Origin of the sequence: Haloferax namakaokahaiae (assembly GCF_042663225.1) — an archaeon.
Lineage (GTDB): Archaea > Halobacteriota > Halobacteria > Halobacteriales > Haloferacaceae > Haloferax > Haloferax namakaokahaiae.
In genome coordinates this window covers 671455-685426 of record NZ_JBHTAA010000005.1, presented here as the reverse complement: position 1 = coordinate 685426, position 13972 = coordinate 671455, and the positions used below count along the sequence as shown (strand labels likewise).

The following is a 13972-nucleotide window of genomic DNA, read 5'->3' as shown; positions in this document are numbered from 1 at the left end:
TGGGTAGGAGTTCAGCGCCGCCAGTACTCCGGCGTGAACACCACCAACACGGGGATAATTTCGAGACGCCCGACCCACATCAACAGCACCATATAGAGCTTCGAACTGTTCGAGAAGTCGAGATAGCTCCCCATCGGGCCGACCACGCCGAATCCCGGCCCGACGTTGCCGAGGGTCGCGGCGACGGCGCTCATCGTCTCCAGAATCGTGAGTTCGAACCCGACGCGGGCCGCATCGAGATGCAGCAGTCCCGTCGAGACGAAGAACAAGACGAGATAGAGGAGCGTGAAGGCGTAGATACCGCGAATCGCGCGCTCATCGACGGCGCGTCCGGCGAGGCGAACCGGGCGAATCGCCTCGGGATGGGCGGTGGTGAACAACTCCCGGCGGAGCGATTTCAGCACGATGTACCAGCGGACGATTTTTATCGCACCACCGGTCGAACCCGCGGACCCGCCGATGAACATGGCGAAGAGGAGTCCGTACTGCGTCGTCGAACTCCACGCGTTGAAGTCGATGCTCGCGTAGCCGGTGGTCGTGACGATGGAGACGACTTGGAACAGTGACTGCCGAATCGACGCCTCGGCGTTGCCGATGAGGGCGGTGCGGATGCCTTCGAGGTAGAACTGGTCGAACGTCCCGTCCGCGGGCGCGACAGACATGAGACCGTCACCGAGAAAGAGGACGGCGGCGAGAATCGCCGAGATGACGCCGATGACGCCGAGATACGCGCGGAACTCGGTGTCGCGGAAGAGTTTCTTCGGGTCGCCGGTGAGCACGTGCCAGAAGAGCGCGAAGTTCGTCCCGGCGGCGACCATAAAGGGGATGATGACCCACTGTGCGGCCGCGGAGAACGCCTCGATACTGCGCGCTTCGGGCGAGAACCCGCCGGTCGGCATCGTCGTCAGGCCGTGGGCGATGGCGTTGTACACGCCCATGTTCGGCGCGTAGCCGGCGAGATGCAGACCGAAGAGGAGCAGGATTTCGAGGACGGTCAGGCCGAGGTACGCACCCCAGAGCGCGCGCGCCGTCTCGGCGATGCGGGGCGTGAGTTTCTCGATGCCCGGGCCGGGCGCTTCCGCGTCCATGAGTTGTGCGCCACCGACCGAGAGTTCGGGGAGAATCGCCACCGCGAGGACGACGATACCCATCCCACCGAGCCACTGGGTCAACTGTCGCCACATCATGATGCCGCGTGTGTGCGAATCGTACGAGATGTCGCCGAGCACCGTCGCCCCGGTAGTCGTAAAGCCGCTCATCGACTCGAAGAGCGCGTTCACCGGGTTCCCGAGCGTCGATCCGGGGTGGATGGCAGCGACGACGAAGGGGACGCCGTGGGCTTCGATGAGGAAGGGAATCGCCCCGATAATCGTCACGGCGAGCCACGTCGCCGCGACCATCAAAAAGCCCTCGCGGGCACCGATATCGGGTTCTTCCGCCAGTTGTTCGAGTCCAATCCCGGCGAGGACGGTGATGGCCATCGTGATGACGAACGGCAGCACCGTCTCGCCGTAGTAGAGCGAGACGACGAGCGGGAAACAGAGTGGGACGGCGAGATATTTGAGAACCGTCCCCACCAGACGAAGACTCGCTTTGTAATCTACCCGCAGTTTCATTCGTGCACGAACGTTCGACACCCGAGAAACTTGCCTGTTCGCATTCTACTCGCCACGTTCGTCGCTCAGAGTTTCGGTGCGACGGTATCGATGACGGTGTTGTCCACGAAGACGACGACGTGGTCGCCGGGTTCGATGATGGTGTTCCCGCGGGGGGTGATAAACTCGTTTTGACGGGTGATAGCGCCGATGACGACGCCTTCGGGGAGCGAGGAGACCGACTCCCGAATCGGCTTGCCGGCGAGCAGGCTCTTGGCGTCGATTTCTATCTCCAGTACCTCGGCTTTGTCCGACTCGATGAGCGCGATATTCTCCGCGCCGCCGTCGCGCGTAAAGCGCGTAATCTCCTCGGCGACGACTTCGCGCGGACTCACGCCGATATCGACGCCGACTGCCTCGAACAGTTCGACGTACGGCGTCGTGTCGATGACGGCGACGGTTCGTTCCGCGCCGAGTCGGGAAGCGAGCAGCGAGACGAGCAAGTTCTTCTCGTCGGAGTCGAGCGCGGCGACGACGATATCGGCCTCATCGACGTGTTCGCGCTTGAGGAACTCGATGTCCGTCGCGTCGCTCTCCATGACGATGGTCTTCGGCAGGTCTTCGGCGAGTTCGCGCGCTCGCTCGCTCTCCTGCTCGATGAGACGGGGTTTGAAGCCGCGTTCTTCGAGGAGTCGCGCCACGTGATAGCCGATTTCGCTCCCGCCGACCACGACGACTTCCTCCGCCGGGCCGACTTCCTCTTCGGGGGCGATGGTCCGAGCGAACTCCTGGACGCTCTGCGGACTCCCGATGACGACGACTCGGTCGCCGCTGTGGATGACCGTGTCACCGCGCGGGATGATGACAGAGCCGTTTCTGAGCAGTGCCGCGAACGTGAGCGAGTCGAAGCGGTCGGCCTGCTGGACCGTCTGGTTCGTCACCGGACTCGTCTCGTCCACTTCGAACTCGGCCATCTGGACTTTGCCGCCGGCGAAGGGGTCCACGTCGCGGGCGGCGGGGAGACCGACGACGCGAACGATGGATTCCGCGGCCAGCAGGTTCGTACAGACCATGAAGTCCACGCCGAAGGCCTTCTCCGAGCGCTGCCACGTCCGGAGGTACTCGGTGTTCTTCACGCGGGCGATGGTGAACGCGTTCGAGATGGCTTTCACCGTCGCACAGACGACGATGTTCGTCTCGTCGTCGTCGGTCGATGCGATGACCATGTCGGCGCGTTCGACGTCCGCCTCTTCGAGCGTCGAGACGGCCGTCCCGTCGCCTTCGAGCGCGAGCACGTCGAGCGAGTAGTTGAGTTCGTCCACCCGCTCTGGGTCGCAGTCGATGATGACGACTTCGTGTGTGCCATCGAGGTCGGCCGCGATAGACGACCCCACCTGACCGGCCCCGACGATGATTACACGCACGTCAGCCCAACCTCTCTCATTGTCGCTACATGAACAAGCCGAAGGTATGTGCATTTCTGTTCGCCGGCACACGTTGCCCGTTTCGTGTGCACACGAGCCACGCGATTCACGCCCTCGAATTGGTGTGAATCGTGATATCGACCTGCCGACGCCGGCCTTCGAGGTCGGCGACGATTCGCTCGACGATGTGCTCTGCCTCCCGCTGGAGGATGGGTTTGACGCGGTTGATGACCCACCCCAGCGAGACGAACCGCGGCAGGTCGATGTTGCCCTCCTCGACGGTGTCGGTGTCGAACTTCACGTCGAAGACGACGCGCGAGGCCGTCTCGGCGTCCGACGGCGCACCGTCGGGGAGTTCGTCGAGCGGTTCGACGCGCCACTGGCCGACGGCGTGAATGTCTTTGATAATCTCGAAGTCGATTTGCGTCGGCGGCTCTACCGCCGTCACCTCGGATTCGGCGGTGTAGGTCAGTTTCCACCACGAAAACCGGAGTTGGTAGCGCGTTCCCGGCGACCCGTCACCCGCCTGTCGCACGTCGGTCAGGTGTTTCGAGTAGTTGGCGTAGCGCGGGAAATCGACGAGAAATTCGTAAATCTCCTCGGGCGGCAGATACACCACGGTGCTGACGACTATCTCGTCCACGACACAAGGTTTGGTCGGCGAGAACAAAGCCCTTTAGGCGAGATGCGGCGGCCTGCCGGGTAACGACCATGGCGACCGCGACGACAGCGACGACCGCGGTGACCACGGTGACCACAGCAACCACGCCGACCACGGTGACCACAGCAACCACAGCAACCGCGGCAACCACGGCAACCGCGCCGACCACGGCGACAACCGATTTGCTTTTTCCGCAGATTCGATAACTGTCGGTATGGAAGCACAGCGAGATGTCCTCGTCGTCGGTGGCGGCGTGGCCGGTCTGACCGCGGCGACGTTCCTCGCCCGCGCCGGACTCGACACGCTCGTCGTCAACGACGGCGAATCCATCGTCCGCCGAAACGCCCACCTCGAAAACGTACCGGGATTCCCCGCCGGGGTGAACAGCCATCTCTTCACCGACCTCCTGTCCGAACAGGCCGACCGCTCCGGTGCCGAACAGCGCACGGGACGCGTCGTCGCCGTGGACGTGGTCGGGACGGCCGAAGAGCCGAAGTTCGACGTGACCGTCGAGACAGCGGACGGCGAAACGACCATCACCGCGACTCGCCTGCTCGCAGCGTCGTGGTCCGACGCGTCGTACCTCGAAGACACGGGCGTCGAACTCCGCGCGGCGGGGTCGAAAACCTACATCGACACCGACGAACTCGGGCGCACGGCAGTCGAGGGAATCTATGCCGCTGGCCGTCTCACCGAAATCTACCACCAGACCGTCGTCGCCGCGGGCGATGCGGCGGAGACGGCGATTACGCTCGTCCACGACTCGAACACGCCGTTCTACAACGACTGGGTCGCACCAGAGGGCTACTTCACCGACCGCGGGCGCGAGGTGCCGCCGGCGTGCGAGGAGATTCCGCTCGACGAGTGGAAGGCCCGTGAAGACGAGTCGCGCGAGGTCATGCAGTCGTTCTTCGCCGACCCGCACACCGAACCACAGCGTACGCACCCGAGTCTCGTGGAGGACGAACTCGGCCGGTTAGACGAGTAATTGGGACGGCTCGGCGACTGATTCGGCCGACTGGACGGCTGAATCGACCGACTCGAAGAGTAACGCGAGTTTCCTCCGTCCCGCTCGTTCACGACGCGAATCCTTTTAACCGATTGCGGGCGCACTTTGAGTGAATGCTCGAAGGTGTGAACGTCGCGCTCGGGGTCTCCGGGAGTATTGCGGCCGTGAAGGTTGTCGAGTTGGCGCACGAACTCCGTCGGCAGGGCGCGTCGGTTCGCGCGGTGATGTCGAACGCTTCGACCGGTATCATCCACCCGTGGGCGGTCGAATTCGCCACCGAGAACGACGTGGTCACCGAGATTACGGGTCGCGTCGAACACGTCGAACTCTGTGGCCGCGAGGGCTGGGCCGACGTGTTCCTCGTCGCGCCAGCCACCGCCAACACGGTCGGGAAAATCGCGGCGGCTATCGACGATACGCCCGTGACGACCTGTGCGACGACGGCCCTCGGCGCGGACGTGCCGGTCGTCGTCGCGCCCGCGATGCACGAACCGATGTACGACCACCCCGGCGTCCTCGAAGCCATCGGAAAGGTCGAATCGTGGGGCGTCGAGTTCGTGGACCCGCGCATCGAAGAAGGGAAGGCCAAGATTGCCACCGAGGAGGCCATCGTCACCGGCGTCGCCAAGGCGACCACCGAGCAGTCGCTCGCCGGAAAGTCGGTCGTCGTGACTTCGGGAGCGACCACTGAGTCCATCGACCCGATTCGGACGCTCTCGAATCGTGCCTCCGGCCGGACTGGGCGCGCAGTCGCTCGCGCACTCGCCATCCACGGCGCGGACGTGACGCTCGTCCACGACGGGCCGGACGTTCACTATGCCGACGTGAAGCAGGTCGAATCCGGCGCGGAGATGCTCGCGGCCGTCGAAGAATCGGTCGCCGACGCGGACGCGCTGGTCTCTGCGGCCGCCATCTCGGATTTCACCGTGGAGGCGGCCGACTCGAAGATCCGCTCCGGCGAGGCGCGAACCCTCGAACTCGAACCGACGCCGAAACTCATCGACACCATCCGTGAGTCGCATCTGGACCTCACAATCGTCGGGTTCAAAGCCGAAACGTCGGGTGACGACGACGCGATGGTCGCCGAAGCGCGGCGCATCATGGACCGCGTTGGGCTGGCGTTCGTCGTCGCCAACGACGCGTCTGTGATGGGAAGTGACGAGACGAGAACGCTGTTCGTCCGCGACGGCGACGTGAGCGAGTTTACCGGGACGAAAGCCGAACTCGGCGCTCGTCTCGCGGCGGAACTCGAAAAAGAACTCTTCTGAGTCGTCGAGACTCCTCAGCCGAGGAGTCCGACGAGGTAGGCCCCGAGGACGACCAAGACGAGCACGATACTCGTTGCGATGGTCGCTCGGAGGCTCCCGGTAGTGAGTTGGTTCGCGTCTTCGTCACCGAGCGCACCTGCGACTCGACGGACCGTCGGGTACGGGTCGGCGATCGCGTCGGCGACGGCGTAGGACCCGCGTGAGACGACGCCATCGACGGCGGCGTACAGGTTCGTCGTGCCCCGGACGAGCGCGCGCGTCCCGTAGAAGACCGCCGGGTTCAACACGGCGTCCACGTCGGGGACGGCACCGACCTTCGAGAGCGGTTTCTTGACGAGGACGAAGCCGACGACGCCGAGTACGGCGAGCACGAACCCTTCTGCGAGGTGACCCACGGTGAAGGGGTGTGCGTCGGCGGTGCTGCCGGGGAGAATGCTGAACAGCGCGTCGGGGTAGAGACCGAACGCGACACACAACCCGGCGACGCTGAGCATGGCGACGGCCTGTCCCGCGTAGGCGCGGTCGATAGACCAGTCGCGGTCGGCGTCACGGAAGAACGCGTAGTAGCCGAACTTGATGAACGACATGAACGTCCCCACGCCGGCGGCGAGGAGGATGTAGAAGATGCCGTCGAGGTGCTCTTTGTGCGCCGCGGCGGTAATCATCCCCTTGCTGACGAAGCCGTTGAAGCCGGGGAAGCCGCTGATGGAGAACGCCGCGATGGTAAAGGCGAGCGCGGTCATCGGCAACGCGCCACGGAGGTTTCCGAGGTACTTCAGGTTCTCCTCGTTCGTCCGTGAGAGGACGACGCCCGCCGTCATGAACAACAGCGCCTTGTAGAGGATGTGGTTGAAGACGTGGGCGAACGCCCCGGCGGTTGCGAGCGCCGTCCCGATGCCGACGCCGGCGACCATGTACCCCACCTGCGACTGGATGTGGTAGGACAGGAGCCGGCGCATATCGTTCTGCAAGAGCGCGTAGATGACGCCGAGCAGCGCCATCGCGGTACCCATGTAGGCGATTGCGAGGTTGCCGTCGGGGAACGCGCGGGCGAGTCCGTACACGCCGGTCTTGGTCGTGAAGACCGACAGGAAGACGGACGCCGCGAAGTGTGGCCGCGGGTAGGTGTCGGGAAGCCACGTGTGGAGGCCGACGTAGCCGACGTTGACGCCGATGCCCACGGCCGCGAGCGCGGCGGGAATGCCCGGTACGATGCCGTTGGTCGCCGAGAACAGGAACGACCCGACCTCGGCGTACTGCCAGACGATTGCGCCCATGAGCAGGCTGCCGCCGATGCCGTGCGCGATGGCGTAGCGGTAGCCGGCACGGACCGCCTTGCCGCCGTAGTCCCACACGAGGAGGGTGCTGGTGACCGCCATGAGTTCCCAGAAGAACACCATGGTCAGCCAGTCGCCGGCGAAGACGGTGCCGAGGCTCGTTCCGACGTAGCCGAGGGCGTACGCCGTCTGCATGTTCCGTGCGTCCGACGAGTACGAGTAGAGCACCGCCGCGACGCCGATGATGCCGAAGATGATGCCCATCAACCGCGAGAACGCATCGACGTTGAACAGCACCGCGTCGAAGCCGAGGAACGTCACCGGAAGGTAGACGCCCGCTGGGACGACGAACGACCAGATGGCGACCCCGCCGGTAGCGAGGATGCCGAGACCGTGGCCGACGCGGCGCGAGACGAATGGCATGACGAGCGCCACCGCGAGCACGACGAACGCGGGCGGCACGAGCGTCAGTGCGGACGCCATCAGAACACCACCCCCGTAGCCCCCGCGACGACCTGTTGGACGAGCGCGAGGAACACAGCCGCGTACGGGACGATACCGAGGACGATAGCGCCGGTCGCGGCCGTCGCAATCGGCGCCATCATGAACCACGTGCTCTCGGTGCCAATCGAACGGCGTTCCCAGCCACCCGCAGGCGGCCCACCGTGATGATGGTCGTCGTGGTTGTCGTGGTCGTCGTGGTTGTCGTGTGATTCGGTCTCGACGTGGTCGCTCGGATTGCGGTCAACCGCGTAGGTCGTCTCCTCGGCGATGGACTTCGCATCTTTCGTGCCGCCGTCGGCGCGGGCGAGCACCCCACCGATGGGGAACTCGATGAGCGGTTTCGCGTCCGAGTCCTCGGGCGTCTGGAAGAACGCCTGATAGATGACCGGCCAGAAGTAGCCAATGTTCAAGATACCCGAGGTGAGCAGGACGAACGCGAACACGGTCTGTCCCGCGTCGATGCTGCCGATGAGGAGGTACCACTTACTGACGAACCCGGCGACCAGCGGGAGCCCCGCCATGCCGAGACTGGCGATGGTAAAGGCAATCATCGTCAGGGGCATCCGCCTGCCGATACCGGCCATGTCGCTGATGTCGTCGGTGTGGGTTTCGACGTGAATCGCCCCCGCACAGAAGAACAGCGTGAGCTTCATGAACGCGTGGGCGGGGATGTGCAGCAGGCCGCCGACGAGCGCCGACGGCGCGAGCAACGCCAGTCCGAGGACGATGTAGGAGAGTTGACTCACCGTCGAGTAGGCGAGTCTCCGCTTGAGGTTGTCCTGTCTGAGGGCGATGATACTCGCCGCGAGAATCGTGAACGCGGCGATTGCGGCCAGCGGGAGACCGACGCCCAGCGATTCCACGGTGTTGGGACCGTACACGTCGAGGATGACGCGAGCGATGCCGAAGACACCGCTCTTGACGACTGCGACCGCGTGCAGCAGTCCCGAGACCGGCGTCGGTGCGACCATCGCGTCCGGCAGCCACGAGTGAACTGGCATGAGCGCGGCCTTGACGCCGAACCCGGCGACGAGGAGCGCGAACGCCGTCCGTGCGAGCACCGGGTCAGCGTTCGCCAGCGCGGCGATGCCGCCGGGGGTGAACTCGACGGTGCCGGTGAGCCAGAAGACGAGTGCCGTCCCCGCGAGTGCGGCGACGCCGCCGCCGAAGGTGTAGGCAAGGTACTTGCGACCCGCCTTTCGAGCCTCGTCGGTCTCGTCGTGGGTGACGAGCGGGTAGGTCGCCACCGTCAGCAGTTCGTAGAACACGTAGAGGACGATGAGGTTCGAGGCGAACGCGACGCCGATAGCAGCGCTGACACTGCCCGCGAAGGCGGCGAAGTACCGCGTTTGCGAGTGTTCGTCGAGTCCTCGCATGTAGCCGATGCTGTAGAAACTCGTGACGACCCAGAGGATGCTGGCGAGGAAGCCGAATATCATCCCGAGTGGGTCGGCCGTGAGCGTGAACGAGACGCCCGGGACGAACGTCCCGAGGTCGGTGACGTAGGTCGTCCCGTCGAGCACGCCCGGAACCATGCTGGCGACGATGGCGAGCGTCGAAACCGACGAGAGGATGGTCGCGCCCTCGCGGAGGTTCGGGCGACTGTGCAGTGCGATGATGAAGATGACGCCGACTGCGGCGGCGAGAACCGCCGCGAGCGGCCTCAACGAGAGGAGTTCAGTCATACGAAGTACACCTCGAGAGCTGGCTGGATGACGCCGATGAGGTCGGAACCGACGATGCCGAGCAGCACCGCGGTCACGGCCGCGACGACGACCACCGAACGCATACCGAACGAGACCTCGATATCGGCGTGGCCGCCGTCGGTAGAGACGGGGTGGTCGCCCGTCTCGGGGGCGGTGAAGTACATCCGTTCGATTGCTCGGCCGAAGTACGCGAGCGTCAGCAGCGTACTGAAGACGACCACGAGGGCGACGGCCCACGAACCCGCCTGGACCGCGCCGAGGACGATGTTCCACTTGCCGATGAAGCCGATTGCCGGCGGAATGCCGACCATCGAGAAGGCGAGGACGCCGAAGGCTGCGCTCGTGACCGGTTCGCGGGCGGCCAATCCGTCGAACTCGTCGAGCGTTTTGGCACCTGCGGAGGTGGCGAACACCCCGAGTGACAGGAAGAGACCGCCTTTCATCACGGCGTGGCCGATGAGGTGGACGATAGCACCGACGAGCGCCGTCCGATTACCGATACCGATGGCGGCGACGACGAGACCGAACTGCGAGACCGACGAGTAGGCGAGCATGCGCTTCACGTCGGACTGCATGACCGCGAGCGCCGACCCGACGACGATGCTCACCGCACCGAGCGCGACGAACACGTCGGCCGCGATGGGCACCGCGTCGAGGAAGTCGAGCGTGAACACGGCGTAGGTGATACGGAAGAGCGCGTAGGCGGCGGCCGTCGAGACGAGCGCCGAGATGTACGCACTCACCGTGTCGGGCGACTCGGCGTACGCGCCGGGTTGCCACGTGTGGAGCGGGAAGAGCGCCACTTTGACCAACAGGCCGGTCGCCATGAGTGCGAATCCGGTCAGCACGGCCGGGTCGGTGTAGCCGACTTCGGCGAGTGCGACCGAGAGGTCGGCCATGTTCAGCGTCCCCGTGACGATGTAGAGGTAGCCCGTCCCGAGCAGGTACAGCGACGCGCCGATGGTACCGACAAAGAGGTACTTCAGGCTCGCCAGCGCCGCGCGTGGCGACCGTCCGCTGGCGACGAGCGCGTAGGTCGCCAGTCCCGTAATCTCCAAGAAGACGTACAGGTTGAACACGTCGCCGGTGGCGAAGACGCCCGAGATACCGGCGGTCAACAGCGACAGCTGGCTGTAGAAGGGGTTCGTGTCCGGCCCGGCGCGGCGTGCGTACGCCAAGACGCCGAGCGTCGTCACCGAGACGAGCACCAAGAGCGGCGCGGAGACGCCGTCGGCGACGAGTTCGATACCGAACGGCGGCTGGAACCCACCGACCGCGTACGAGATGCGACCGGTAGCGAGCACCGCGTTGGCGACAGTGACCGACAGCGCGAGGTGAACGAGCGCCATTGCGAGCGCGACGTACCACCCGGCGCGGTCGGAGACGGCGCCGAGGAACACCGGCAGTATCGCCGCCGCAATCGGGACGACGACGAGCAGGACCAGCGCGTCAGTCATCTAACTGTACCTCCTTGATGACGTCTTCGTCGAGAGAGCCGTAACCATTGTAGATGCGAACGATGAGCGCGAGCGCGACGGCGGTGAGACTCACCCCGACGACGATGGCTGTCAGGATGAGCACGTGCGGGAGCGGACTCACGAACGGGCCGTCGCTGTGACCGACGACCGGTGGCACGCCGCCATCGACGTAGCCGGTGGTCACGAAGAAGAGGAAGATTCCGACCTGGAAGATGTTCATTCCGATGACCTTCCGGACGAGGTTGGAACTCCCCATGACGACGTAGAGTCCGATGCCGAACAGCAGGATGCTCACGACGTAGTTGTAGTGGGTCGAGAGGAGGTCTATCACGCGTCGTCACCTCCCGACTCGTCGTCGGAGAACCCGGCGGCGAGGTTCATGAACAGCGAGGTGATAATCCCCGCGACGATTGCTCCGATACCGAGTTCGACGAGTTCGATACCGTACTTGACGCCGTGACTGATTCCGTACGACGAGTAGTTGAGGAACTGCCCGCCGAACGCGAGCGCGCCCAGTCCGATGAGCGCGAACGCCGCCGCGCCGCCGCCGATGACGACGCGGAGCAGGCTGTCGTTGAGCCACGCGCGCGTCGGGTCGATACCGAACGCGAACGCGAGCATGATGATGCTGGATGCGACGATTGCACCGCCTTGGAAGCCACCACCGGCGGATTCGGCACCGTGGAACATGACGTACAGCCCGAAGGTGAAGACGAACGGGCTGACGACGCGAACCGTCGTCATGATGACCGTACTTTCGACGTAGGACTGCGGGGTGAAACTGGACGAACTCATACGTAGGCCTCCTTTCGAAGGACGACGAGCACGGCGATGCCGGCGGCCAAGACGACCGCCGCCTCGCCGAGCGTGTCGAACCCGCGGTAGGCGGCCAACACCGCGGTGACGACGTTTTCGACTTCGGTCTGTGGATACGCGTTTTCGAGGTAGTACTGCGTCACCTCGGAGACCGCGACCGGCGAGGTAGGGTCACCGATACGCGGAAGCGACCCGACCGTGGTCAGCAACACGCCCACGAGGGCGGCTGCGAGGGCCGCCGGTCCCCACTTGATTCGCTCGAACAGGCGGTCGCCACCGGGGCGAACGGTTCGAACGATGGTCAAGAGGAACAACACGGTCGTCACGCCGGCACCGACGGCCGCCTCGGTGAGCGCCACGTCGGGTGCGCGAAGTAAGATGTAGACGACGGCGATGCCGAAGCTAAACCCGGCGAACGCGATAATCGCGCTCAGGATGTCGCGCAGGAACGCGGCCGCGAGGGCGGCGGCGATGATGAACGTGAGCAGGACGGCGTACAGTATCAGTTGCACGTCACTCACCCTCCCGGTCGCCTGCGGTCCACGGTTCGATACCTTGGTCGTAGGCCGCTCGGGCGATGGCGTGAGCGGCCGTCGGGTTCGTGATGAACATGAACAGGAGCAAGAACATCGTCTTGATGGCCCCGACTTCCGCGCCGAAGAGCAACGCGACGCCGCCGAGCGACAACACCGTGCCGAGGGTGTCACTCTTCGACGTCGCGTGAGCGCGCGTGTAGAGGTCGGGCAGTCGGATGATGCCGACGACGGCGACGAAGCTGAAGAAGACGCCCACGAGGACGAGCGCCACGATGAGGTACTGCATCGGCGTCATCTCAGAGCACACCTCCGCGTTCGACGATGAACTTCGAGATGGCGATGCTGGCGAGGAAGTTCAACAGCGCGTAGACGAGTGCGATGTCGAGGAACCCCGGCTGGTCGAACGCCGCTGCCGCTAACGCGAGGACGACGACTGCGTTCGTCCCGATGGCGTTGACGGCGATGACGCGGTCTTCCATCGTCGGGCCGCGAACGACCCGATAGAGCAGGACGAACGCGAACGTGACGAACGCGCCCGCCGCACCGAGGAGTATCGTCTGGAACGTCGATAGCTGTTCGAGTACCATTATTCTGCGTCCTCCGTGGGTCGCGGTGGGGCGGACCCGTCACGCACTGCGTCGCGCTCGGCCGGCGTTGGGATTCGCGCGGCGGCGCGTCCGTAGAAGACGAAGCGAACGGCGCGCTCGAGTGCACCGTCGGAGAGACCGTCGCGCGACGACCCCGTGAGCGAGTGGATGATGAGACTGTCGCGGTCAACATCGACCGTGAGCGTCCCTGGCGTCAGCGTGATGCTGTTCGCCAGCGTCGTCACAGAGAGGTCGCCCCAGATGGCCGCCCGGAACCGCTGCATCTTGGGATCGATAGGGAGCTTCGGGTGGAGGATGATGTACGCAACCTCGAAGTTCGCCTTCACGATTTCGTAGAGCAGGTACGGCACGTATATCAGGAACCGACCCGCTCGCATGACGAACCGCCGCGGAGTCGGCGAGTTCACGAACGAGATGCGCGCGAAAATCGCGGTCACGATGCCCGCAGAAATCGCGCCGGTAACGATGTTGAACGTGCTCACGACGCCGCTCAAGAGCAGATAGAATCCGAACGACGCGCCGAACATCACGACGGCTTTCGAGACGTTGGCCCGACTCGGGAGTCGGCTTCGTTCGACGACGCGCTCGACCGGCGCTTCCTCGACGGCGCGCCCCGATTTCGAGAGTTCGGCCTCCATCGGCTGGAGCATCGGCGCGCTTCCACCCGGTTGGTACTCCGGATCGACGATGATGCGGTCGAGGTCGCGGTCGCGCGCGTATTCGAGCAACACCTCTGCGAAGTCGCCCGGTGAGAACAGATATCGGTCTTCGCCGACGACGGCGGTTTCGATCGAGACGGTGATGTCTTCGTCCGAGAGGTCGCCGTCGTCGTCGTAGTCGAGGTCCTCTGTAGCCCACACGCGGGCCTTATCGAGGATAGCGGCCACCTCGTCGGCCGCCGACCGTTCGGTCTCGTCAACGAGTTGCCACCGAACGGGATAGACGAAGTGAACGGTCGGCTCTTGACCGGTTTCGTCGGCGACGCGACGTGCCTCACGGACCGCGTAGGCCACCGTGTTTCTGAACGTCGATGAGTCCCCAACGGGGACGAGGATGCGCGCACTTGGTTCGGGCATCAGCCACCCCCAAG

General features: G+C 64.7%; 14 protein-coding genes. 2 read left to right on the top strand and 12 right to left on the bottom strand.

Annotated elements, in window-relative coordinates; translation table 11 throughout:
- Window positions 1-11: 11 nt before the first annotated feature.
- The 3 genes from ACFQJC_RS11080 to ACFQJC_RS11070 form a co-directional block, all read right to left on the bottom strand.
- On the bottom strand, window positions 12-1616 hold the full coding sequence (locus ACFQJC_RS11080; protein WP_390223451.1) for a TrkH family potassium uptake protein: 1605 nt from the start codon (window positions 1614-1616) through the stop codon (window positions 12-14).
- Window positions 1617-1681: 65 nt separating this feature from the next.
- A complete protein-coding gene (gene trkA / locus ACFQJC_RS11075; RefSeq protein ID WP_390223449.1) occupies window positions 1682-3019 on the bottom strand; it encodes a Trk system potassium transporter TrkA in 1338 nt (445 codons plus the stop codon).
- Between the two features lie 106 nt (window positions 3020-3125).
- Window positions 3126-3662 carry a type II toxin-antitoxin system RatA family toxin gene (locus tag ACFQJC_RS11070; RefSeq protein ID WP_390223447.1) on the bottom strand — a complete coding sequence of 179 codons (537 nt, stop codon included), beginning with the start codon at window positions 3660-3662 and terminating at the stop codon, window positions 3126-3128.
- 232 nt (window positions 3663-3894) lie between these two features.
- On the opposite strand from ACFQJC_RS11070, the gene ACFQJC_RS11065 reads away from it, so the two are divergent.
- Together ACFQJC_RS11065 and coaBC are read left to right on the top strand one after the other, a co-directional pair.
- Window positions 3895-4668 carry an FAD-dependent oxidoreductase gene (locus tag ACFQJC_RS11065; RefSeq protein ID WP_390223445.1) on the top strand — a complete coding sequence of 258 codons (774 nt, stop codon included), beginning with the start codon at window positions 3895-3897 and terminating at the stop codon, window positions 4666-4668.
- A gap of 134 nt (window positions 4669-4802) precedes the next feature.
- Entirely contained in the window at window positions 4803-5957 is a 1155-nt protein-coding gene (gene coaBC / locus ACFQJC_RS11060; protein ID WP_390223443.1) for a bifunctional phosphopantothenoylcysteine decarboxylase/phosphopantothenate--cysteine ligase CoaBC, read from the top strand.
- A 14-nt stretch (window positions 5958-5971) separates the two neighbouring features.
- On the opposite strand, the gene ACFQJC_RS11055 is transcribed toward coaBC, so the two are convergent.
- The 9 genes from ACFQJC_RS11055 to ACFQJC_RS11015 are packed head-to-tail and all read right to left on the bottom strand — an operon-like array spanning window position 5972 to window position 13958.
- Window positions 5972-7717 carry a Na(+)/H(+) antiporter subunit D gene (locus tag ACFQJC_RS11055; protein ID WP_390223442.1) on the bottom strand — a complete coding sequence of 582 codons (1746 nt, stop codon included), beginning with the start codon at window positions 7715-7717 and terminating at the stop codon, window positions 5972-5974.
- Window positions 7717-9423: a cation:proton antiporter gene (locus ACFQJC_RS11050; protein ID WP_390223440.1), complete on the bottom strand. Its 1707-nt coding sequence runs from the start codon at window positions 9421-9423 to the stop codon at window positions 7717-7719. The genes ACFQJC_RS11055 and ACFQJC_RS11050 overlap by 1 nt, the downstream gene beginning before the upstream one ends.
- Window positions 9420-10901, bottom strand: coding sequence for a monovalent cation/H+ antiporter subunit D family protein (locus ACFQJC_RS11045; protein ID WP_390223438.1), 1482 nt, complete (start codon window positions 10899-10901; stop codon window positions 9420-9422). Before ACFQJC_RS11045 ends, ACFQJC_RS11050 begins: the two co-directional genes overlap by 4 nt.
- Window positions 10894-11253, bottom strand: a complete 360-nt coding sequence (locus tag ACFQJC_RS11040; protein ID WP_390223437.1) for a cation:proton antiporter subunit C — start codon at window positions 11251-11253, stop codon at window positions 10894-10896. The genes ACFQJC_RS11045 and ACFQJC_RS11040 overlap by 8 nt, the downstream gene beginning before the upstream one ends.
- Complete coding sequence (locus tag ACFQJC_RS11035; protein ID WP_390223436.1) at window positions 11250-11717, bottom strand: MnhB domain-containing protein; 468 nt, start codon at window positions 11715-11717, stop codon at window positions 11250-11252. Before ACFQJC_RS11035 ends, ACFQJC_RS11040 begins: the two co-directional genes overlap by 4 nt.
- On the bottom strand, window positions 11714-12259 hold the full coding sequence (locus ACFQJC_RS11030) for a DUF4040 domain-containing protein (protein WP_390223434.1): 546 nt from the start codon (window positions 12257-12259) through the stop codon (window positions 11714-11716). Before ACFQJC_RS11030 ends, ACFQJC_RS11035 begins: the two co-directional genes overlap by 4 nt.
- The gene (gene mnhG / locus ACFQJC_RS11025; RefSeq protein WP_390223432.1) at window positions 12252-12569 is read right to left on the bottom strand and encodes a monovalent cation/H(+) antiporter subunit G; all 318 of its coding nucleotides are present in this window, start codon (window positions 12567-12569) and stop codon (window positions 12252-12254) included. The genes ACFQJC_RS11030 and mnhG overlap by 8 nt, the downstream gene beginning before the upstream one ends.
- Window position 12570: 1 nt before the next feature.
- Entirely contained in the window at window positions 12571-12861 is a 291-nt protein-coding gene (locus ACFQJC_RS11020; protein WP_390223430.1) for a cation:proton antiporter, read from the bottom strand.
- A complete protein-coding gene (locus ACFQJC_RS11015) occupies window positions 12861-13958 on the bottom strand; it encodes a monovalent cation/H+ antiporter subunit E (RefSeq protein WP_390223429.1) in 1098 nt (365 codons plus the stop codon). The genes ACFQJC_RS11020 and ACFQJC_RS11015 overlap by 1 nt, the downstream gene beginning before the upstream one ends.
- Between the last annotated feature and the right edge of the window lie 14 nt (window positions 13959-13972).